This window comes from Pseudomonas sp. MF7453, from assembly GCF_016405455.1.
GTDB classification, from domain to species: domain Bacteria; phylum Pseudomonadota; class Gammaproteobacteria; order Pseudomonadales; family Pseudomonadaceae; genus Aquipseudomonas; species Aquipseudomonas paralactis.
In genome coordinates, this window is the sequence record NZ_JAEKCN010000030.1 from 1 (window position 1) to 20,674 (window position 20,674).

19 protein-coding genes and 1 tRNA gene are annotated in these 20,674 nt (G+C 60.0%); 6 read left to right on the forward strand and 14 right to left on the reverse strand.

Translation table 11 applies throughout. The annotated features are described in order from the left end of the window. Positions 1-32 precede the first annotated feature (32 nt). Positions 33-109 (forward strand) — tRNA-Asp (locus tag JFT63_RS27950). A gap of 89 nt (positions 110-198) precedes the next feature. Here JFT63_RS27950 and JFT63_RS27955 read toward each other — a convergent pair. Both JFT63_RS27955 and JFT63_RS27960 read right to left on the reverse strand, forming a co-directional pair. Beyond that, complete coding sequence (locus tag JFT63_RS27955; RefSeq protein WP_198845208.1) at positions 199-1,332, reverse strand: catalase family protein; 1,134 nt, start codon at positions 1,330-1,332, stop codon at positions 199-201. Between the two features lie 29 nt (positions 1,333-1,361). Further along, the gene (locus tag JFT63_RS27960) at positions 1,362-3,170 is read right to left on the reverse strand and encodes a di-heme-cytochrome C peroxidase (RefSeq protein ID WP_198845209.1); all 1,809 of its coding nucleotides are present in this window, start codon (positions 3,168-3,170) and stop codon (positions 1,362-1,364) included. Positions 3,171-3,417: 247 nt separating this feature from the next. On the opposite strand from JFT63_RS27960, the gene JFT63_RS27965 reads away from it, so the two are divergent. The 4 genes from JFT63_RS27965 (at position 3,418) to JFT63_RS27980 (ending at position 6,242) form a co-directional block, all read left to right on the forward strand. Continuing rightward, the gene (locus JFT63_RS27965; RefSeq protein ID WP_005786709.1) at positions 3,418-4,158 is read left to right on the forward strand and encodes an FKBP-type peptidyl-prolyl cis-trans isomerase; all 741 of its coding nucleotides are present in this window, start codon (positions 3,418-3,420) and stop codon (positions 4,156-4,158) included. An 824-nt stretch (positions 4,159-4,982) separates the two neighbouring features. Continuing rightward, positions 4,983-5,438, forward strand: a complete 456-nt coding sequence (locus tag JFT63_RS27970; RefSeq protein ID WP_060764815.1) for a YkvA family protein — start codon at positions 4,983-4,985, stop codon at positions 5,436-5,438. A gap of 97 nt (positions 5,439-5,535) precedes the next feature. Further along, positions 5,536-5,874 carry a helix-turn-helix domain-containing protein gene (locus tag JFT63_RS27975; RefSeq protein WP_198845210.1) on the forward strand — a complete coding sequence of 113 codons (339 nt, stop codon included), beginning with the start codon at positions 5,536-5,538 and terminating at the stop codon, positions 5,872-5,874. Next, complete coding sequence (locus tag JFT63_RS27980; protein ID WP_005786715.1) at positions 5,871-6,242, forward strand: hypothetical protein; 372 nt, start codon at positions 5,871-5,873, stop codon at positions 6,240-6,242. Before JFT63_RS27975 ends, JFT63_RS27980 begins: the two co-directional genes overlap by 4 nt. Here the strand turns inward: JFT63_RS27980 and JFT63_RS27985 are convergent. From JFT63_RS27985 to JFT63_RS28020, 8 genes are all read right to left on the reverse strand, one after another. Next, positions 6,239-8,008 carry a bifunctional diguanylate cyclase/phosphodiesterase gene (locus JFT63_RS27985; RefSeq protein WP_186562838.1) on the reverse strand — a complete coding sequence of 590 codons (1,770 nt, stop codon included), beginning with the start codon at positions 8,006-8,008 and terminating at the stop codon, positions 6,239-6,241. The two genes, JFT63_RS27980 and JFT63_RS27985, sit on opposite strands and share 4 nt — an antisense overlap. Before the next feature lie 119 nt (positions 8,009-8,127). Continuing rightward, positions 8,128-10,209, reverse strand: coding sequence for a carboxy terminal-processing peptidase (locus tag JFT63_RS27990; protein WP_224796967.1), 2,082 nt, complete (start codon positions 10,207-10,209; stop codon positions 8,128-8,130). A gap of 361 nt (positions 10,210-10,570) precedes the next feature. Beyond that, entirely contained in the window at positions 10,571-11,224 is a 654-nt protein-coding gene (locus JFT63_RS27995; RefSeq protein ID WP_057703662.1) for an HAD family hydrolase, read from the reverse strand. Between the two features lie 33 nt (positions 11,225-11,257). Further along, positions 11,258-12,247 (reverse strand): ABC transporter ATP-binding protein, encoded by a 990-nt coding sequence (locus tag JFT63_RS28000; protein ID WP_186562842.1) that lies wholly within the window; start codon positions 12,245-12,247, stop codon positions 11,258-11,260. Next, positions 12,244-13,044, reverse strand: coding sequence for an ABC transporter permease (locus JFT63_RS28005; protein WP_032876990.1), 801 nt, complete (start codon positions 13,042-13,044; stop codon positions 12,244-12,246). Before JFT63_RS28005 ends, JFT63_RS28000 begins: the two co-directional genes overlap by 4 nt. Continuing rightward, entirely contained in the window at positions 13,031-13,867 is an 837-nt protein-coding gene (locus JFT63_RS28010) for an ABC transporter permease (RefSeq protein ID WP_167346946.1), read from the reverse strand. The genes JFT63_RS28005 and JFT63_RS28010 overlap by 14 nt, the downstream gene beginning before the upstream one ends. A 5-nt stretch (positions 13,868-13,872) precedes the next feature. Further along, the gene (locus JFT63_RS28015) at positions 13,873-14,679 is read right to left on the reverse strand and encodes an alkaline phosphatase family protein (RefSeq protein WP_198845211.1); all 807 of its coding nucleotides are present in this window, start codon (positions 14,677-14,679) and stop codon (positions 13,873-13,875) included. Positions 14,680-14,857: 178 nt separating this feature from the next. After that, the gene (locus JFT63_RS28020) at positions 14,858-15,934 is read right to left on the reverse strand and encodes an ABC transporter substrate-binding protein (RefSeq protein WP_057703658.1); all 1,077 of its coding nucleotides are present in this window, start codon (positions 15,932-15,934) and stop codon (positions 14,858-14,860) included. Between the two features lie 351 nt (positions 15,935-16,285). Between JFT63_RS28020 and JFT63_RS28025 the strand changes: the two genes are divergently transcribed. Continuing rightward, positions 16,286-16,999 carry a UTRA domain-containing protein gene (locus JFT63_RS28025; protein ID WP_057703657.1) on the forward strand — a complete coding sequence of 238 codons (714 nt, stop codon included), beginning with the start codon at positions 16,286-16,288 and terminating at the stop codon, positions 16,997-16,999. Between the two features lie 146 nt (positions 17,000-17,145). On the opposite strand, the gene JFT63_RS28030 is transcribed toward JFT63_RS28025, so the two are convergent. From JFT63_RS28030 to JFT63_RS28045, 4 genes are read right to left on the reverse strand one after another with little or no spacing between them, the layout of a single operon-like run. After that, positions 17,146-18,108, reverse strand: a complete 963-nt coding sequence (locus JFT63_RS28030; RefSeq protein WP_198845212.1) for a metal ABC transporter solute-binding protein, Zn/Mn family — start codon at positions 18,106-18,108, stop codon at positions 17,146-17,148. Next, positions 18,108-19,007 (reverse strand): metal ABC transporter permease, encoded by a 900-nt coding sequence (locus JFT63_RS28035; RefSeq protein ID WP_005786732.1) that lies wholly within the window; start codon positions 19,005-19,007, stop codon positions 18,108-18,110. Before JFT63_RS28035 ends, JFT63_RS28030 begins: the two co-directional genes overlap by 1 nt. Continuing rightward, entirely contained in the window at positions 19,004-19,750 is a 747-nt protein-coding gene (locus tag JFT63_RS28040; RefSeq protein ID WP_186562854.1) for a metal ABC transporter ATP-binding protein, read from the reverse strand. The genes JFT63_RS28035 and JFT63_RS28040 overlap by 4 nt, the downstream gene beginning before the upstream one ends. Then, positions 19,747-20,667, reverse strand: coding sequence for a metal ABC transporter substrate-binding protein (locus JFT63_RS28045; protein ID WP_198708728.1), 921 nt, complete (start codon positions 20,665-20,667; stop codon positions 19,747-19,749). Before JFT63_RS28045 ends, JFT63_RS28040 begins: the two co-directional genes overlap by 4 nt. Between the last annotated feature and the right edge of the window lie 7 nt (positions 20,668-20,674).

Sequence of the window (20,674 nt, forward strand, 5' to 3'; positions counted from 1 at the left end):
TCATCACCCACCATTCGCTTCATGTGTTACGCGCAGCGGTAGTTCAGTCGGTTAGAATACCGGCCTGTCACGCCGGGGGTCGCGGGTTCGAGTCCCGTCCGCTGCGCCATATTCGGTCACCTGGAACACTGAACGCCAGGTAGCCATAAGAAACCCGCTCATTGAGCGGGTTTTTTTTCGCCTGCGATTTAACGCGCCTTACGGTGCGTTGCGGCTGTGGCGGTAATCGCTGACGGCCTCGTACACCGCTTTGCGCAGCCGGTTGATGCCGCCGATGGGGCGGTGCGCTTCCAGCCCGAACCAGGGGTTGAACGACTGGTTATCGCACGCCAGGTTCTGCGCCGGCGTGTCGAAGTCCTGGGCGGGAATCCTGACCTTGGCCACGGTTTCATACGGCGCGTCGCTTTCCTTCCATTCGATGCTGGTGTCTTCGATGGGCATGAACGCCTGCGGGTTTTGCCGCTGGATCTGCAGCACAAAACACGCATCTACACGATCGGTGGACAGTTGCTGGTTGAGCGCGCTGCGCAGGAAGTTCGGCAGGGCCTGGTTCTGTTTGGGCAGCACATACTCCGGGCAGCTTTGCGGGTCGGGCGCGACGCGAAACTTGGCGTTGGCCGCGCCAAACTTGTAGGGCGACACTGAAAAGTAAGTCGTCTGCGTCGGGCTGGCCGGGGCGGGCGCCAGGGTTGCCAGGGCGATAAACAGGTGACGCACTTGCCAACTGCGCGGATCGAGCTTGGGGAAGAACGCCAGGACCTTCTTGCCATCCGCTTGCGCGCCGATGTTTTGCGCGTATTCCGCTACATCGCTGACAAAGAAGTTCGGGTGGCTGAACATCACGAAATCCTGTTCGGTGCGCGCTTGCTGGTCGGCCATCAGTTGCTTGCCCGGCACATCCAGCAACTTGATCGCCATGCCGCGGGCATCGCGAATGCTGTCGAACTGCGGGTAAGCGTTACCGTTGGACAATCGCATCGTCGCCTGCCAGACCTTGCCTGGCTCGGCGAACACGCCCTGGCGCAGGGCTGGGTCCAGATCTGCCAGCACGCTCACTTGTGCTTTTACGCAGCCATGGGCCTTGGCATGGGCATCGCGCAGGTAGCGAGTGCCTTCGCGATGCTGGTCAACGATGCGTACGGCGGTCTGAATAATGCCTTGGGTCATGGCCGCTTCACCTGGCGGGATCTGTTCATCTGCTGACACCGGGCCACTGTGCTGCCAGGCGAACCACAGGGTCGCCAATAGCCACCCCAGTATCCCAAGGCTCAACAGCCACAACAGCGTCTTGCCGAGAAAAGCGCCGAGATGGAGCCAGAGACGAGCGAGCATGGAACGGTCCTTGTTGTGCGATCGAATAATCATGGCAATTGTTGCTCCAGCGGTCCGCCCAGCACTTTGAGGTATTCGAGCAGCGCCCAGCGTTCCTGGGGCAGCAAGCCACGGCCAATGACGCCATTGCCCCGTGCGCCTGCGCGGAACTCGTGGCCGCTGTTGTGGTTGCCGGTGATCCGGGTATCGAACAGAAAGGCATTCTTGAACGCGGCGGTTTCAAATCCCAGATGGCGTGGATCGTAGTTGAACGTGCCTTTATAGAAGCTAGTGCTGCGCTCGTCCTGGGGCGAAAGCAGTTGGTAGAGTGTTGGCACCGAACCGTTGTGCAGGAACGGTGGGGTAGCCCATACGCCTGCCAATGGCCGTGCCTTATAGGCGCGTAATTCGCGCACGCCAATCGGCAGGCCGAACCCGTCCAGGCTCGGGCGCTCTGCCGGGGTAACGCCGGCGGCGCGGTAGGCATGTTCTTCGACGAATGCGGTGACGTACGCCAACCCCTGGGCTACGGACATTTTTTTCAGGTCCAGTGGTGCGGTGGGGGCAGGGTGCAGTTCAACATTGAGTCGGGCCAGTTCGGCCGGGTCCCATTGCAGGGCGCTGAGGTCATAACGCTGATCGGCAATGTTGCTGGCGGTGCCGGGGTCGGTGCCGATGTAATCCACCGGCAGCATTTTCAACTGCTGCACTGGGCGACCATTTTCTTCGGTAATTGTCGGCAGGTGGCAGCCTGCACAGTTTTCGGCGAAAAGTGCGCGGCCCTGGGCGGCGAGGGGTTTGTCGATGGCGCCGAACAACGCCTCAGGCCAGGTCGGCGGTTTGAGACGTTGCAGGGTTTCTTCGATCAGGTGCAAGTCACGCACCCGCACGCTGGAGGGGTAGCGTGCAGCGCCTTGCAGCGGTTGGCCGGCGCTGTCGAAGAAGGCCAGGGTAGCACCTACACCAAGCGCTTCACCGATATTGCGCGCCATGGGCTGCTGGGCCGAGCCATTCCACTGCACCCAGTCGAAGGTCCAGATGTCCCACAGCTGCGGGTAGTCCACGGGAGCGTTGGCGACGCGATAATTATCTGGGGAAATGGCATCGCCAAAGCTGGCATTGGCGATGCGCCCGAAGGCGTCAGTACGGCCGGGGCCTTCCTCGGTGGGGTAGAGGCCGCGATGGGTATCATTCCAGGCGACTTTGAGGAACTGGTTGAGCGATTGCTTGAAGTCGCTGCGCAGTTGGTTGTGCTGGGCGTCGTACTGGTCACCCAGGACCTTGCGGGCGAAGCGCTCGAACTTCCACGGGTTGTAATAAGTGGCGGCGAGGCTGGCGACCAGTGCCTGGCCGAAACTGCCGCCGCGCAAGGTGGGGACGCTGGAGGGCAGTACATGTTGAGCCGAGCCGCCATCGATGCGCAGGGCCTGGCCTTTGAAATGCAACTCGCCCGTATGGCAGGCCGCGCAGGTGATGTCCAGGTACTGAACCTTGCTGTCGGCATTCTGGTGCCGGGCGAAACCCACCGGCAGGTTGCCAGGGTTTTGCGTGGTGGGCACCTGCCTGGGATCGACCAGGAAACCAAAGCGCGCCAGGTACTCCGGCGCGGCAAAGCGTTGCTCGGAGAACGGCAGCTCCAGAGCCGTGAACCAGTCGTAGTGCAAGCCCTTTACCTGGGTGCCCTGGGGCGTGAAGTAGAAGGTCTGACGGTCGGCGGCACTCCACTGGTCCTGGTAGTGCACCTGCTCCACGGGCATATAGTCCGGCAGCTTGGGGTTGAGGGTGTAATGGAGCACCACGGCCAGGGTCAGGCCCAGTGCGATCAATATCAGGAGTAAAACACGGGAAAAAGTGCGCAAGATAACTATCCTTGTCGAATTGTCGCGTTGTTATGCCACTGCGCCACAGGTGCGGCAAGTAGCGATTAGCCTGCTGGCAGGCGGTCCCGCGATCCGTCGCGGTGGCCCATGATAAATGGAAATGCTTTTAAACACGTGAACTTATCAGAAGTTTCCTGCTCACATGCCGGTAGCCATTGGTCGGGGCCGCCTGATAAGCTCGCGACTTTATTCGAATGCCCTTTTGGCGCATGAACAAGGAAATAGCATGAAACAGCATCGGTTGGCGGCGGCGGTGGCCCTGGTTAGCCTGGTACTTGCGGGTTGTGATTCGCAAACCAGCGTAGAGCTGAAAACCCCGGCGCAAAAAGCTTCCTACGGCATCGGCCTGAACATGGGCAAGAGCCTTGCCCAAGAAGGCATGGATGACCTGGACTCCAAAGCGGTAGCCCAAGGCATTGAAGATGCTGTCGGCAAGAAAGAGCAGAAGCTCAAAGATGACGAACTGGTTGAAGCCTTCGCCGCGCTGCAAAAGCGTGCCGAAGAGCGCATGACCAAAATGAGCGAAGAGTCGGCAGCTGCCGGCAAGAAATTCCTCGAAGACAACGCCAAGAAAGACGGCGTCGTCACCACCGCTTCCGGTCTGCAGTACAAGATCGTGAAGAAGGCCGACGGCGCACAGCCAAAGCCGACCGACGTAGTGACTGTTCACTACACCGGCAAGCTCACCAACGGCACTACCTTTGACAGCTCCGTGGATCGCGGCAGCCCGATTGATCTGCCGGTCAGCGGCGTGATCCCGGGTTGGGTCGAAGGCCTGCAACTGATGCACGTTGGCGAGAAGGTCGAGCTGTACATCCCGTCCGACCTGGCCTACGGCGCCCAGAGCCCGAGCCCGGCGATTCCAGCCAACTCTGTGCTGGTATTCGACCTGGAACTGCTGGGCATCAAGGACCCAGCCAAGGCAGAAGCGGCTGACGCACCTGCTGCACCAGCCGCCAAGAAGTAATAGGCGCCTGAACACACAACGCCCCGTCTCGACGGGGCGTTGTTGTTTTCGGGGCTGTATCAAGCGATGCAAAAAATTTCTGTGGGAGCTGGCTTGTCGGGTCGCCGCATCGCTGTGATGACGGCCTTCCAGCCGCCACTTACTTACCTGACGTCCCGCACTCCAAATGTGGGAGCTGGCTTGCCTGCGATTGCCATAAGTCTTTACACAACACTACAGGCTGTAGCAGCCAACGCTAACCACGATGCGAAGCGAGCCGCTCTTGATCTTGATCTGCTTGTGATCTTGATCTCAGGCACACCGAGCCTAGGCGACGTGCCGAGTGGTGGGCTCTTTTCCAAAAGTGACCCGCTGTCAGAGCGGAACCCTAAGTGGCCGTTACCGCAGGAATGGATATGTACTCGGTATAACTGTGTCGACTGTGAGGCCGTTATCGCAGGCAAGCCAGCTCCCACATTTGGAGCCCAGGGTGTCTGAGAGATAGGCATCAGCTGGCAGGCTGCCACGGGGGGGGCGGCGTGGTACCGGGGTCGTGTAGATGTCTATGACTATCGCACGCCAGCCAGCCCCTGCGTTGAAGCCTCGAAAAATCCAAACGAACGTCCGCAATCGGACACAGTCTGATATAAGACTCGAGCACGGGTAGCCGCACATACATGCCAAGTCAATGAATTCTTGGGTTTTTTTTATGTGCGCAAAAAACGCCCGATCTGACTGTAAGCCTTATAGACCGTGGCTTTCAGCTGATAAAACAGGCTCTGTTCACAAGGTTATCCACAATTTGTGTGGATAACCTTTTACCTCGCCTGGAACTGGAGTGCCTGATGAAACCACCGTTCAATTTCACCCGCTTTCTGCCCATGGCTGCCCGTCTGCTGGGCCGTGGACGTTTGCCGACCTTGCTGTTTGCCGTCGCGGCCAAAGGCTCAAGCCAGGGCAATCGGCTGGGCCAGCTAAAGGACGATCTGAAATTGCTCCAGGCCCTTTGCCTGGCTTACTGGCGCGGCGAATACCGAGCGATCAGCCCCAAGGCGCTGATCTCGGTGGTGGCGGGGCTGATGTACTTTCTCAGCCCCATTGATGCAATCCCGGACTTTATCCCGATGTTCGGCATGTTCGACGACATCGCCGTGCTGGCGTGGGTCATGAAGACCCTGAGCGGCGAACTGAGCGCCTTTCGCGCCTGGCGCGATGCGCAACGCCCGGAAAAACTCGCGGTGGTTGAGCGCCTCCCCGCGACGCCTGAGCTGCTGGCTCGGGAAAACCCGCAAAAAAACTAATGATGCCGGGTATCCCCCGGCGACCTTCGTGGCTGTTAGGATTACACTTCTAAGGAAAGAACTTACTTAGTAAGTGTTTTTATCCTACGGGGCAGTCATGGATATTCAGATCATTTCACGCGATGGCGTACCCGAATACGCGGTGTTGCCATGGGAGCAGTACCAGGCGCTGCTAAAAGCTGCCGGTCAGCAGCAACCTACACCCGCTTCTTCCCCTGCCGCCTCTACCGCCATCGACCAGGACCTGCGCCCGCTCGCAGACCTGCGCGGCTTGCGTGAGGCCAAGGGCCTGGCTATCGAGACTCTGGCACGCACGGTGGGGATCAGCCCCTCGTACCTTGGTTTGATTGAAAGTGGTGAACGCCAGCCGGATGCCGCCATTCGCCGCAGCCTGGCCTGGGAATTGGGCGTTGCAGGTTGGAGGGATGAGTCTTGAGTCTACGTATCAGTCGTCAGCACTGGGATGGGTTGCTCAACGAACTGGATCAGGCGCGCCGCCAGCGCCATCTACTCACGTACCGTGCGCTGCTTGAGCGCCTGCAATTTCCGACGCCGGCCATGCAGACCCTGGCAGCTGCCCTGGAGCACCTGGCGGCGCTGGATGCCAAGGCCGAGCAGCCGCTGCGCAGTTCCCTGGTGATCAGCCAGGGTGCCAGCCGCCTGCCGCGTACCGGTTTCTTTGAATGTGTGGAGCGTCTCGGGCGTTTCAGCGGGCCTTCCGATGGCGTGGCCGCAGCGTCCTGGCACGCTTCGGAAGTGGTGCGGGTGTTCGAGTACGAATACCCGGAATCTGCCGAGGCTTAAATCGCCGGGGAGTACATGTCCAGGCTGTCGATCACATGGATGCTGTAGCCGGCCACGTCCTTGGCATGGTGCTTGGCTTGCGAAGCCAGTTCCGCCAACTGGCTGGCATCAAGCTGCGCGCAAGCCTGTGGGTACAAATGCACCACACCGATGGACAGCGATAGCAAGGCGAATTCCTGGCGCACGCCCTGGCGGTTGAGTGCCACGAAGCAGCCAGCGTCTATGTGCTCGGCGCGGTAAAAGCGTCGGCATTGGGTATGGAAGTCATCCAGCAACTGGTTGAGCCGCTTGCGCCAATCCTGCGGGCCCAGCACCAGCAAAAAATCATCGCCACCAATATGCCCTACAAAGTCGCGGCTGGGGTCTACCCGGTCGTTCAGGCATTGCGCCAGGCACAGCAGCACTTCATCCCCCCGCCCGTAGCCGTAGATATCGTTGAACGGCTTGAAACTGTCGATATCCACATAACAGATCACCGACTCGCGCTGTTGCTGCAACAGCCGGGTCAGGCATTGCTGGATCGGTACGTTGCCTGGCAGCAACGTCAGCGGGTTGGCGTAGCGCGCCTGCTGGATTTTCAGTTCGGTGATCAGCTTGAGCACGTCGATCACCCGGCCCAGGCCCAGATAGTCGCCATTTAAAGTGATGATGAAATCTTCTTCGATGCGCTGCCGTGCGCGGCTGGTCAACAAACGGCTGACCTGTTGCAAGGACTGGCTCAACTCCACCGCCAGGAAATCATCGCTCATCAAGCGGCTGATCGGTTTGCGTGCGAACAGGTCGGTTGCGAACGGCTTGAGCAGCGCGTCCGACAGCGAGTGCCGATGCACAATACCGACCGGGCGACCGCGGCCATCCAGCACCGCCAGTGAATTGAGATTGGCCTGGCGGCGGAACGCTTCCAGCACTTGAGCCGTGGCGGTGTCTTGATCCACCGCCGGCTGTTCGTTCAGCAGGGCGCTGAGGTCACTGCCTTCGTCGCTGAGGGCCATCGTGGCGTTATCCGGTTTGGGCAACATCAGGCGCACTTGCTGCGGCGGGTGTTCCTGCGGGCGGCAGAGCAGGTAGCCCTGGACCAGGTCGACGCCCATCTCGGTCAACACCGCCAGTTCTTCCGTCAGTTCGATCCCCTCGGCAATCACTTGGGCGCGGGAGGCCTTGGCGATCTGCAGGATCGATCCAACGAATTCGCGCTTAAGGGCGTCCTGGTGAATGCCGTCGATAAAGTGTCGGTCGATCTTTACGTAGTCCGGGCGCAGTTCCGACCATAACCGCAAACTGGAATAGCCGGCACCGAGGTCATCAAGGGCAATGGCAAAGCCCATGTCGCGATAATGATGCAGGGCGGTTTGCAACAAGGCGAAATCATCGGTGGGCGTTTGTTCGGTCAGTTCGATCACCACCTGGCTGGGTGGTATACCGAAGTTGCGCAGCAGTTGCAGGGTGCGCCCCGGCTGATGGGATGTGTCCATCAAGGACTCCGGCGAGACATTGAGAAACAGCTTGCCGGGCAATTTGTGCTCGCTGAAGCGTCGACACGCACTCTCCCGACATGCCATTTCCAGCTCGCTCAGGCGTCCGGCATGACGGGCGACAGAGAACAACGCGACGGGGGAATGCAGCGGGCTGTTGGACGGGCCGCGACTAAGCGCTTCGTAACCGAGAATACGCCGCTCCGATAGGCAAATGATCGGTTGGAACAGGCTGTGCAAACTGCCTTGAGCCAGGATTGAGCCCAGTGCATTCAGCTGTTCGGTCATGGTCATGGCGATCTCGATCGAAAAAAAAGGACCGCAGGCATTAAGCCTGCGGTCCTTTCATTTCACGACAGAATGATGTCTATATGATGACACTCTGTGGAGCGATCACATTAAATTGCCATCATTTACTGCTTGGCCACCTGCTTGGTGATCTTCAGGTAATCGAGCAGGATCCGGCCAGTCTCGGCCAGGTAGGCATCGTCTTCCGGTTTGGTTTTATCCGCTTCGGTCGGCAACGCATCTTCATCTTCTTTCTTCAGCTCTTTGAGCGGATCTTCGCCCTTGGCCTTGCGGCGGGTGTTTTCCAGCACCAATTGCTGATTCTCGATGCTGGAGTGCTGTGCGCGGCGATCCGCTTCGTTGAGGCTGACGGTTTTCTCTTCCATCAGCTTCTTGGCCAGGGCCAGCTTGTCGCGGATAAACACGAACTCGGCATCCTTGGCGGAGCGGGTGTCGTGGTCTGCCTTCAACTGCGCCAGGAACGGCTTGAACGGATCCGACGCCGGCTTGATCGCAGGGCGGATAGTGTCCCATGGCATGGCTTCAGGCAGCGCGCTTTCGCCGATTTCCTTGGTGTCGATAATCGACGGGAAATCGATATCCGGCAGCACGCCCTGATGCTGGGTGCTCTGCCCGGAAACCCGGTAGAACTTGGCCAGCGTCAGTTTCAGCTCGCCATGGTTCAGCGGCTGAATGGTCTGCACGGTGCCCTTGCCGAAGGTCTGGCCGCCGATGATCAACGCACGGTGATAGTCCTGCATGGCGCCGGCGAAAATCTCTGAAGCCGAGGCCGAGAGGCGGTTGACCAGCAACGCCATCGGCCCTTTGTAGAAGGCCCCCGGGTTTTCGTCTTCCAACACGTCGACACGCCCATCGGCATTGCGGACCAACACGGTTGGGCCCTTGTCGATAAACAGGCTGGTCAGCTCGGTGGCTTCTTGCAGGGAACCGCCGCCGTTGTTGCGCAGGTCGATGACCACGCCGTCGACTTTTTCTTTCTGCAGCTCCGTCAGGATTTTCTTCACATCGCGGGTGGTGGACTTGTAGTCCGGGTCACCGGCACGGAACGCCTTGAAGTCCAGGTAGAACGCGGGGATTTCAATCACGCCCAGCTTGTAGTCCTTGCCATCCTGCTTGAGGTTGAGGACTTTCTTTTGTACAGCCTGGTCTTCGAGCTTCACCGCTTCACGGGTGATGGACACGATCTTGCTGGTCTGGTCGTTCGGTGCGTTGGTGTGCGGAATCACTTCCAGGCGCACCACGCTGCCTTTGGGCCCACGGATCAGCTTGACCACTTCGTCCAGGCGCCAGCCGACCACATCGACCATCTCTTTGTCGGCCTGGGCCACGCCGATGATCTTGTCGGCCGGGGCGACTTGCTTGGTTTTATCTGCCGGACCTGCCGGCACCAAACGTACGATCTTGACCTGGTCATTGTCGCTTTGCAGGACGGCACCAATGCCTTCCAGGGACAGACTCATGTTGATATCAAAATTTTCCGCGTTATCCGGCGACAGATAATTGGTGTGCGGGTCGTAGGACATCGCGAAGGTGTTGATGTAGGCCTGGAAGATATCCTCGGCACGGGTCTGGTCCAGGCGCGCCAACTGATTCTTGTAGCGCTTGGTCAACAGCTCTTGAATGGCCTTGGGCTCTTTGCCGGCGATCTTCAGGCGCAGCACTTCGTCCTTGACGCGTTTGCGCCACAGGTCGTCCAGGGCGGCGGTGCTGGTCAGCCAAGGAGCGTCCTTGCGATCCACCAGAAGGGTTTCCTTCTGGGTGAAATCGAGCTTGTCGATGCCTTTGTTCAGCTCACCCAGGGCGAAGTCCAGACGCGCTTTGACGCGGTCCAGGTAACGCTTGTAGATGGTGAAGCCAGGCTGCAGGTCGCCGCTCTTGAGGAAGTCGTCGAACTGCGTCTTCCACTTGTCGAACTCAGCGATATCGCTGGCCAGGAAGTAGCTGCGCGACGGGTCCAGCAGCTTGAGGTAGCTGTCGTAGATGATCACCGAGCGAGCGTCGTCCAGCGGCGGCTTGCTGTAGTGATGGCGCTTGAGCAACTCGACGACGTTAAGGCTGGCAATCACCTCATCGCGATCAGGCTGAAGGTTGTCCCAGCTATTGGCTGCGAACGTATTGGTCGACATCGACGCGAAGCCGAGACCAATGAAAAAAGCGAGGGCGGTGCTGGGGAACAGATGCTTCATGCTGATTCGACGCGGGGGCAATTGATAACGCATATTAGGCCGTCTTTGAGGGAGCCGGTTCCATATGGTCCGGTCGCATAATGCAAAAAGCCCGGCGCTACTGCTACGGGCTCAGTCCAGACTCACTATGGAGGCACTGTGAGAGCATTGCAAGGCGTTGACGGTGATGTGGAGGGCTAGAACAACCCCGTCCTACGTTCGGTGTAGTCCATATTGCCAATAGCCTGACCGAATCCTGGATTGAAATGCAGTCAATGTCGGAGCTGGCTTGCCTGCGATAGCGGTGCACCAGATGAAGAATTCTTCACTGTCGCACCGCTATCGCAGGCAAGCCAGCTCCCAAAGGTTGATCTCTATTGATTCAGGTCCAGTGGTGGATCGGCCAGCCGGCCTGTTCGGCGTGGGTGCGCAATACGGGGTCCGGGTTCACCACCTGCGGGTGATCCACCTTGAGCAGCAGCGGCAAGTCATTGCGCGAATCCGAGTAAAAATACGCACCTTCAAGGGTTTCACCTTCCTGCTCCAGCCATTCCAGCAAGCGCGTGATCTTGCCTTCACGGTAAGTCAGTACACCCTCTGTCTTGCCGTCGTATACCCCATGGCTGACGCTCAAGTTAATCCCCAGCACTTCATCGATACCGATACGCGCCGCAATCGGCGTGACCAGGTGAGTGCCCGAGGCGGAAATCACCAGGATCCGGTCGCCGTTCGCGCGGTGGCGGGCGATGGTCTTGGTGGCGTCGCTGTAGATCAGCGGCTCGATCACGTCCTCGACCCACGGCTGCACCAGATGCTCGATTTCTTCCGGGGTGCGACCGATCATCGGCTCCAGGCTGAAGTCCATGAAGTCTTCCATTAGCAGCTTGCCCTGGCTGTAGGCATCCATCAGCTCATTGTTCCTGCGCATGAACGACTCGGGGTCGACCCAACCCAGGCGGCCCATCTGCTCGCTCCAGAGGGTGGCGCAGTCGCCGTGGATCAAGGTGTCGTCCAGATCAAAAATTACCAGTGCCATCGGTGATGCTCTCTCTCAATAGGTTGCTGCCTGTCAGGCTACTTCACACAGTGCGCTGGGGTCGATGGAAAGTGCCAGGCGCTGGCCGTCCGGGTGCAAGTCATCGGCCGAGCGATTGAGCACGTCGACCACCAATTCCACGCCACGGGCCTCGATGCGGTAGCGAATTACGTTACCCAGCAAGCTGTGGCTGCGCACCAGCGCATCGAGCTCGCCGCTGCGGCTCAACTCGATGGCCTCGGGGCGAATGGCAATGCGCCCCTTGATTGGCCGTTGCAACAACTGGCTGGCCTTGTCTGCATCGAGCAAGTTGTAGTTGCCGATAAAGCCAGCGGCAAACGCATCCACGGGGGCGGTGTAGAGGGTTTCGGCATCGCCGCTCTGCACGATCTTGCCCTGGTTCATCAAAAAGATGCGGTCGGACATGGTCAGGGCTTCTTCCTGATCATGGGTCACGAAAATCGTGGTCAGCCCCAGTTCGCGCTGGATCTGGCGGATCTGCTCGCGCAAGTGCTTGCGAATACGGGCATCCAATGCCGACAGCGGTTCATCCAGCAACAGCAGGCGCGGGCGGGTCACCAGCGAGCGGGCGAGGGCGACGCGCTGGCACTGGCCGCCGGACATCTGGTGCGGATAGCGGCCGGCCAGCTCCTTTAGCTCAACCAATTGCAGCACGTCCTGCACGCGCTTGTGGCTGTCGTCGGCGTTGACCTTTTGCATGCGCAGGCCGAACGCGACGTTCTGCTCCACAGTCATGTTGGGGAACAGCGCGTAGCTCTGGAACACCATGCCGATCTGACGTTTCTGCGGGCTCAGGGGCACGATGTCTTGCCCATCCAACAGGATTTTGCCGCTGTCTACCGAGGTTAACCCGGCGATACAACGCAGCAGGGTGGACTTGCCGCAACCGGACGGACCGAGCAGGGTGACGAACTCACCCTTGGCGATTTCACAGTTGATATCGCTGAACACTGGCGTGCCGGTGTAGCTTTTTTGCAGGTGTTGGACGCTGACGAAGCTCATTGGCTTTTGTCCTTGTTCAAGATATTGGCGGCCCAGGTCAGCACCAGCACAAAGAAGAAATAGGAGATCACTACGGCACTGGTGAAGTGGCCGCTGCTATTGCGCATGTTGTTGAGGTACACCTGCAGGGTCTCGTAGCGAGTACCGACGAGGATGTTGGCGAACACGAACTCACCGAACAGGAACGAGAACGACAGCAGCAGTGCCACCATCAGGCCTTTGCGCAGGTTCGGCAGCACCACCAGGATCGCCGCTTGCCAGGTGCTGGCGCCAAGCAGTTGGGAGGCGTCCATCAGGTCACGCAAGTTGATGGCTTGCAGGTTGTTGGTGATCGCCCGGTACATGAACGGCAGCGCCACGGTGAAGTAACAGCCGATCAGAATCCAAGGCGTACCCACCATCGCCAGCGGCCCGGAACCATAAAGTTGCAGCAAGCCCACCGACGACACCACCGGGGGCACCGCAAAGGGCAGCAAAATCAGAATGTTCATCAGCGCGTCGAGCTTGGGGAAGTGGTAGTGCACCACGAACAACAACGGCAGGATCAACACCACCGAAAGGATCAATGCGCCCACACACACCAGCAGCGATTGCCCGAACGCCATCAGAAAGCGCGGGTCGCTCCACAGCTGTACGTACCACTTCACGCTAAAGCCGGCGGGCAGGATAGTCGCCGACCAACTGCTGGAGATCGAGTAGACAAAGGTGCCGATCAGCGGCAGCACCAGAATCAGGAACAACAGGTACACCACTACCCGATGGTAGAGGGAGGCCGGGCCAGCATCAGCGCGAGACATGGTAGCTCCTCTTGAGCAGCAGTTGATGGACCACCGTGACCACAGTCATCAGCGCCACCAGCACCACGGCCAGGGCGCTGGCCATGTTCGGGTCCAGCGACACATCGCCCGAGACCAGGCCCGCAATGCGGATCGGCAGCACGTTGAAGTTGCCGGTGGTCAGGGCGTAGACCGTGGCGTAGGCGCCAAGCGCATTGGCCAACAGGATGACGAAAGTGCCAAGCAGGGCGGGGGTGAGTACCGGCAAGCCGATATGGCGCCAGAACTGCCAGCCATTGGCACCGAGCAGCGCGGCCGACTCACGCCAGTCTTCGCGCAATGCGTCAAACGCCGGGTAGAGCAGCAGCACGCCGAGGGGAATCTGGAAGTAAGTGTAGAGGATGATCAAGCCGGTCTTGGAGTACAGGTTGAAGTCCTGAATGATCCCGGCCTGCTTGAGCATGATGGTGATGCTGCCGTTGAAGCCCAGCAGGATGATGAACGCGAAGGCCAGGGGCACACCGGCGAAGTTGCTGGTCATGTTGGCGAACGCGGTGACGAAGTTGCGCAGTGGCGAATCCACTCGGCGCAGCGAATAACTGCCCAGGGTGGCGATGATGATGCCGAAGATGCTGGAGTAGAAACTGATCTCCAGGCTGAACTGAATCGCTTGCCGGTAGAACTTCGAACTGAATATCCGTGTGAAGTTATCCAGCCCCCAACCGGACTCTTCGGTCTGGAGACTGTTGATCAGCACCCACACCAGCGGCGCGATTTCGAACACGATAAAGAACAGTGCGAAGGGCACCAGGCACAGCAGGGCCAGCCATTTGCCGCGGGTCATCGAATTCACTTGAGCAGCTCCCGGCACACGGGTTTGTCGTGCGGCACGCCCAGCAGCTCGCAGACGGTACCGCACAGATCGGTTTGTTTCGGCGCGGCGTTGCCATCCAGGCTGAACGCGCCACCGAGGACAAACAGCGGCACTTCGCGCTCTTCCGGCAGCACGCCGTTGTGGGAACGGTCGTTGTTCATGCCGTGGTCAGCCGTCACCAATACCTGGTAGCCGGCGTCGAGCCAGCCTTGCAGATAGTCGGCCAGGATAATGTCGGCCGAACGCGCGCTGTTGCGGTATTGCGCGGTGTCGAGGCCATGTTTGTGGCCGGCGTCGTCGATATTCATCGGATGCACCAGCAAAAAGTTTGGCGCGTGCTTGAGCCGCAGGCTTTCGGCATCGGCGAACAGATGGGAATCCGGATAGTGGTCATTCCAGTAGAAGTGCCCGTGCTGGATAGCCAGCGCCTTATCGTCGGTATGGCGATCACGGGCGGCGAGAAAGGGCGTGCGGTTGTACAACTCGCTGACCCAATGGTAAGCCGCCGCCGCAGTGCTCAAGCCTGCATCGGTGGCGTAGTGGAAAATGCTGCGCTGGTTGGACAGGCGCGAGACGTTGTTGTGGACGATGCCGCTGTCAATCGGCGGCACGCCGGTGAGGATGCATTCATACAGTGGGCGGGACAGGGCGGGCAGTTCGCATTCCAGTTTGTAGAGGGCTGCGCGTCCTGCGCCGACATAGGCCTGCAAGTGTCCCATGGCGTGCCGGGCAACCTCGAAGTTGAGGCCGTCGAGCACGACCAGGATGACAGTGTGCTTCATGGGGGGCTGGGGCTCCGCAACAGAGGGTATGGCTCAGTATCAACTTGGGATGGGATCAAATGTGGGAGCTGGCTTGCCTGCGATGGCGGTGTATCAGTGGACACAAATGTTGAATGTCAGACCGCTATCGCAGGCAAGCCAGCTCCCACACTGACCGCCTTTGGATCAGAGAGACCGATTACTTCATTTCTACGATGACCTGCTCGTTCCACATCTGCGGAAGCTTCTTGGACGTGGCTTCCCAGGCATCGGCATCCTTGATCGGCTGCGGGTTGGCCTTGGTGTATTGCTCGCCCGGGATCAGGTTCTTGGCGATATCGGCCGGCAGCTTCAGGTCGGTTTCCGCACGGATCGGACGCGCATTACCTTTGGCCAGGTTGAGTTGGCCGGCATCGCTGAAGATGTATTCGCGAGTCAGCTTGGCGGCGTTCGGGTGCTTGGCGTATTTGTTGATGATGGTGGTGTAGCCGGATTTCACCGAACCATCCGATGGGATCAGCACCACGTAGTCATCCGGGTTGGCCATCTTGGCTTTGTAGCTCAGGCCGTTGAAGTCCCAGACGATGCCCACTTCGACTTCGCCTTTTTCCATGGTGGCGATGGTCGGGTTGGACAGCGAGAGGCGACCTTGCTGGGCGATCTTGGTGAAAAATTGCAGGCCCGGCGCGATGTTTTTCTCGTCGCCCTTGTTGGCGATAGCGGCGGCGAGTACCGCGTTGGAGGCTTGGGCTGCGGTGCTTACATCACCCACCGACACCTTGTATTTGCCGGTTTGCAGGTCGGCCCAACTGGTCGGAACTTCGGAGCCGTGCAGCAGTTTCTTGTTGACGATAAAGGCGATGGTGCCGGTGTAGGCCAGGGCCCAGTGACCGTCTTTGTCTTTTGCCCAATCCGGAACCTGCGCCCAGGTGGAGGGTTTGTATGGCTGGGTGACTTCCTGCTTCACCGCGATCGGGCCGAAGGCTGCGCCCACGTCACCGATATCGGCACTGGCGTTGTCTTTTTCGGCCTTGAACTTGGCGATTTCCTGGGCCGAACTCATGTCGGTGTCGATGTGCTTGAGGCCGTAGGTCTTGGCCAGGTCTTCCCAGGTGCCTTTCCAGTTGGCCCAGTCATCGGGCATGCCGACGCTGTTGACGGCGCCTTCCGCCTTGGCGGCGGCTTCCAAGGTTTTTAGATCGGTATCAGCGGCCATGGCGGCGGTGCACATGGCAATGGTCGAGCCTAACAGTGATGCCAGGAAAAGCTGTTTCATCCGAAGCTCCTTTGGGCGTTTTACACGCGGCGTTTTATACGAACGTTGGCGAGGGTGTGGTCTAGGTCAGCAATACCTGAGCCAATTTAGGCCCGATGGATGACAGTTTCATGTCGATGTCGTTTTTGAAGCACGAGTGTCGCTCAGCTCAGACTTAGCGTAGACCATGCCCAACAGCCCGCAGGCCCTGGACTTGGCCGATGTATTGCAGGGTGTGGTACGGGCGGTGGATGCCTGCTGTCATCTGTCGGTCATCTGTAATGCCTAGGCTGGCTCGCAGTAGTAAAAGCCCAGATAGAGCGCGTTTTGTGCACCTGAACGGTGCTGGTCTAGTCCAGATAGGTAACGTTGATGCGTGATGAGGCAATCAAGGCGGTAACCTCCATCGGCCTGGCGCTGCAAGAGCAGATTGATCACGGCCTGTTGCCGCCCGCCAGCAAACTGCCCGCCGAGCGCAAGCTCAGCGAGTTGTTTGGTACCACCCGCATTACCGTGCGGGAAGCCTTGTTACAACTGGAGGCCCAAGGGCAGATTTATCGCGAAGAGCGTCGGGGCTGGTTCGTCTCGCCACCGCGGCTGGCCTATAACCTGATGCAGCGCAGCCACTTTCACGCGATGGTCAGCGATCAGGGGCGCGTGCCCTCCACTGAAGTCATTTCAGCCAGGCTGCAACCGGCGTCGGCGGCGGTCTGTGCGTGGCTGCAATTACCTGCGCTGTCCAGCGTGATCCAGATTTGCCGTGGGCGCAGGATCGACGGGCGTCTGGTGTTGTACGTCGAGCATTACCTGAACCCCCTGTACTTTCCGGGGATCCTGGCGTGCGATTTGAATCAGTCGATGACCGAGCTGTATGCCAGCAAATATGACTTGCACTACGGGCGGGTGCGCTTCGAGATTGTGCCGACCTCACTGCCGGTGGAAGCGGCCGCTGCGCTGCGTGTCTCGGTGGGCAGCCCGGGCTTGCGCATCGCCCGGGTCAACTATGACCAGCATCAACGCCTGATCGACTGTGACTTGGAGTTCTGGCGGCATGATGCAATTCATGTGGGTGTGGATGTGGTGTAGCGGCTGGTGCACCGCGAACCCATGTGGGAGCTGGCTTGCCTGCGATGGCATCGACGCGGTAGGCCTGATAAACCGAGGCGCCCGCATCGCAGGCAAGCCAGCTCCCACATTGAACCGAGTTTATCCCTGACGGATCGGTGGTTTGCCTAGGGCGTAAGTGCCTTGATCACTTGGTCCACATTGGTTTCCAACTCCGTCACCGGGTCGGCGCCGTCCACATTCAATACCAACAGTCTGGAGCCGCCGGCAGTGACGGCGGTTTTGACTGCATCGCTGGGTTGACGGTGATGCAGCACCACCGCCACATCGTTGTCCTTCAACTCGGCGCTGAGTTTTTGCAGCGCCTCGGGCGTCCACTCGGCATCGGGCCGTGCATCGGTGCTGACCAGTTCCAGGTTCAAACTGCTGACCAAATAGGCAAAGTGATCGCTCAAGCTGACCACACTCAGGTTATCGGCTTTGGCCAGCCGCGCCTCGCTGTCGGCGGCGAGTTTGAGCAGGCGTTGCTTGAGTGCGGCCAGGTTGGTATCGATCTTGGGCTTGGCGCCTGGGGCGAGTCGGCTCAGGTCGGCGGCCAATACATCGGCCATGCGGCCCAGGTTGTTGCTCGATTGCCAGGGTTGGCTGTTCAAGCCATCGGTGACCCCCGGTTGTACTGCGATACCCGGCAAGCCACCGTCCACCGGGCGTGCGGCGTCCACTTCAACGATGCGGATATTGCTGCGCCGTGCCACCGGGTACAGCGGATCGTCGGCCCACAGCGAGCGCAAGCCGATGGTGGCATCGGCGTCCTGCGCCAAGGTGTTGAGCGCCGCCGCGCCACGGCCGGTGAAGTAGGACACCTGCCGCGAGCCGGGGAGGTTGGCTGGCGCGGCGCGTTCAAGTTGCACGTCGGTATCCTTGAGCAGTACTTCAGCCAAACCGTAGGTAATGGGCAGCGAGGCCAGCACCTTGACCGGTTTTACCGACTTGGCCTTGGTCAGCGCGGCATGGCCGAGGCCGTGATTGGCCTTGAATTCCTTCGGGTCAAAACCATCAACGGCAGCCAGTGCCGATGGACTGATCAAGCAAGCGATGGCCAGGGCCAGTGGGCGAAAGACAGGGCGCATTATCCAAGATTCCCTTTGAGGCTGGGCACGGTGCCGCGGGCAATGGCGGCAAAGGCGAAGGCGATACCGGCAACCAGAATGATTGCGGCGCCGGACGGGATCGGCAGGTCGAAGATGATCGGCAGCAGAATGCCGCACAGGGTGCTGACGGTGGCGATCAGCACCGAGACCCAGAAGAAACCCTTGAGTGACTGGCTCAACAGGCGCGCCGCAGCGGCAGGTATCACCAGCAGCGCACCGACCAGGATTGCACCGATCACCTTGACCGCAGCCACGGTGATCAGCGTCACCAGGATCACGAACAGGTAGTCCAACGTCTTCACCGCTACACCACGCACCGCCGCCAATTGCGGGTTGAAGCTGGCCAGCATGATGCGGTTGTACAGCGGCAAGGCCAGGGCCATCACCAGCGAGCCGACGATTGCCAGCACCAGCAAGTCATTGCCGTTGACCGTCAGTACCGAGCCAAACAAAACGTTTTCGAGGATATGCACGTTGATCTTGCCGGCCAGGATCAATAGCAGGCTGGCACCCAGCGCCAGGGACACCGACAGGAACACGCCGATCAAGGTATCCGGCGCCAGGCCGGTACGATTGCGCAGGTAGTTGAGCAGGATGCCGAACAGCAGGCAGTAGCCGAACAGGCTGCCATAGGGCCCGGTGTAGGGTTCGCCCAGCAAAATGCCTACAGCCACGCCGGTCAGCGCAGCATGGCCGACCGCTTCGGAGAAAAAAGCAAAGCGTTTGACCACCACCAGCGTGCCCAGGCCGCCCAGCACCGGGCCGATCAGCAAGCCGGCGAGCAGGGCGTTGACCACAAACCCGTAGGCAAGGGCTTCGGGCAGGTAACCGGAAGACGCCCAGCCCTGGACCATCAAGCGAAAGGCTTCATAACTCATTGCGCCGGGCTCCGAGGGTGAGTGGAGAACAGGGTCAGCAGCCGGTCCGGGGTCAATGCCTCTTTTGGCGTGGCATCGAACAGCACGCGGCGGTTCAGGCCGGTGACACGGTCAGCCAGGCGGCCGACCGCTTCCAGGTCGTGCTCGATCCACAGCACGGTGATCCCGGCCAGGCGCCAATCATTGAGCAGCCGCTCGAACACCTGGATGCCGGCTTCATCAAGGGCCGACATGGGCTCATCCAGCACCAGCAATTGCGGTGCCGGGATAAGGCCCTGGGCCAGTAGCACGCGCTGGCGTTCACCGCCGGACAACGCGCCCATGCGACGCTTGCGTTTGTCGTGCATGCCGACGCGCTCAAGTGCATCACCGATCGCCGCCGCGTAATGCCTGGAAAGGCCAAGGAACGCAGGCCGCCGCTGGCACATGGCAGCCATGAAGTCGTCGACGGTCATCGGCAGGCCGCGGTCGAACTCCAGCGCCTGAGGGACGTAACCGATGGTGCCGGGCGTGGCTGGCCACTCCAGACTCAAACGGCCCCGGTGGGGCGTTTGGCCGAGCAGGGTCTTGATCAGCGAGCTTTTGCCGCCGCCATTTGGGCCGACCAGCGCATGGATGCTGCCCGGCTGTACCTGGAAACTCACGCCGTCGAGGATCACGGTGCGGCCCAGTGTCAGCGAGACCTGGTCGAAGTTCAGGGTCGGGCCGACGCTGGCCACGTGCAGTTGTTGCGCCGCGGTCATGCCCCTGACTCCTGGATCGCGCGGACCACGGTGTTGAGATTGCCGGTCATCTCCACTTCGTATTTTTCAGCGCTGTATTCGCCATAGGAAATATGCGACAGCGGGTACAGCTTGACCCCGGATTCACGCTGGATCGTATCGACGTAGGTGGACGGGAAATCCATCTCCGAGAAGATCACCTTCACATCCAGAGCGCGCAGTTCATCAATGGTTTTCTTCAACTGGCTGGGGCTTGGCTCTATACCGTGGGCCGGTTCCACCACTGCGGTCACTTCCAGGCCAAACTCGCGCAACAGATAGTCGTAGGCTGCGTGCACGGTGGCAACGCGCAGGTCCGGGTTGGGGGCGCTGGTCAGCTTGGCCAGGGCGTCGGCGCGCATCTGGCGCAGGCGCTTGCCGTAGGCGCGGGCGTTCTGGGTGTAGGTTTTGGCGTTGTCCGGGTCGAGCTTGCCCAACTCACGGGCGATGTTGTTGACCTGGGCAATCGATGCACTGATCGACAGGAAGGTGTGCGGGTTGACCACCTTGCCCGCACCGCGCGCGGCATTGCCGGTGGCCGCCAGCAGCGGCACGTTGGCGTTGGCCTCGATCACCTTGATGTCGGGGCGCTCGCTGGTGGCGATCATGCGGTCGGCGAAGTCGTCATGGCCGACCCCATTGAGCACGATCACGTCCAGGCTGCCGATGCGCTTGATGTCGTCGGCGCGTGGCTCGTAGGCGTGAGGGTTGAAGCCGGCCGGGATCAGCGGCACTACTTCGGCCTTGTCGCCGACGATGTTGGCCACGTAGCTGTAATAAGGGTGGAGGGTGATGCCGATACGCAGGCGTTTAGCGGCTTCGGCATTCGCCAGGGGGGCGAGCATCAGGCTGAGAAAGCTGACCAGTAACAGACGCAACAGGGGCGATGAAATAGACATGGGCAAT

Coding starts and splice junctions, on each gene's coding strand:
- JFT63_RS27955 (WP_198845208.1), bottom strand. CDS start 1,332: ATGCTCGCTCGTCTCTGGCTCCATCTCGGCGCTTTTCTCGGCAAGACG.
- JFT63_RS28025 (WP_057703657.1), top strand. CDS start 16,286: ATGCGTGATGAGGCAATCAAGGCGGTAACCTCCATCGGCCTGGCGCTG.
- JFT63_RS28005 (WP_032876990.1), bottom strand. CDS start 13,044: ATGTCTCGCGCTGATGCTGGCCCGGCCTCCCTCTACCATCGGGTAGTG.
- JFT63_RS28045 (WP_198708728.1), bottom strand. CDS start 20,667: ATGTCTATTTCATCGCCCCTGTTGCGTCTGTTACTGGTCAGCTTTCTC.
- JFT63_RS27965 (WP_005786709.1), top strand. CDS start 3,418: ATGAAACAGCATCGGTTGGCGGCGGCGGTGGCCCTGGTTAGCCTGGTA.
- JFT63_RS27975 (WP_198845210.1), top strand. CDS start 5,536: ATGGATATTCAGATCATTTCACGCGATGGCGTACCCGAATACGCGGTG.
- JFT63_RS27990 (WP_224796967.1), bottom strand. CDS start 10,209: ATGAAGCATCTGTTCCCCAGCACCGCCCTCGCTTTTTTCATTGGTCTC.
- JFT63_RS28010 (WP_167346946.1), bottom strand. CDS start 13,867: ATGACCCGCGGCAAATGGCTGGCCCTGCTGTGCCTGGTGCCCTTCGCA.
- JFT63_RS28040 (WP_186562854.1), bottom strand. CDS start 19,750: ATGACCGCGGCGCAACAACTGCACGTGGCCAGCGTCGGCCCGACCCTG.
- JFT63_RS27970 (WP_060764815.1), top strand. CDS start 4,983: ATGAAACCACCGTTCAATTTCACCCGCTTTCTGCCCATGGCTGCCCGT.
- JFT63_RS28035 (WP_005786732.1), bottom strand. CDS start 19,007: ATGAGTTATGAAGCCTTTCGCTTGATGGTCCAGGGCTGGGCGTCTTCC.
- JFT63_RS28020 (WP_057703658.1), bottom strand. CDS start 15,934: ATGAAACAGCTTTTCCTGGCATCACTGTTAGGCTCGACCATTGCCATG.
- JFT63_RS28030 (WP_198845212.1), bottom strand. CDS start 18,108: ATGCGCCCTGTCTTTCGCCCACTGGCCCTGGCCATCGCTTGCTTGATC.
- JFT63_RS27995 (WP_057703662.1), bottom strand. CDS start 11,224: ATGGCACTGGTAATTTTTGATCTGGACGACACCTTGATCCACGGCGAC.
- JFT63_RS28000 (WP_186562842.1), bottom strand. CDS start 12,247: ATGAGCTTCGTCAGCGTCCAACACCTGCAAAAAAGCTACACCGGCACG.
- JFT63_RS27985 (WP_186562838.1), bottom strand. CDS start 8,008: ATGACCATGACCGAACAGCTGAATGCACTGGGCTCAATCCTGGCTCAA.
- JFT63_RS28015 (WP_198845211.1), bottom strand. CDS start 14,679: ATGAAGCACACTGTCATCCTGGTCGTGCTCGACGGCCTCAACTTCGAG.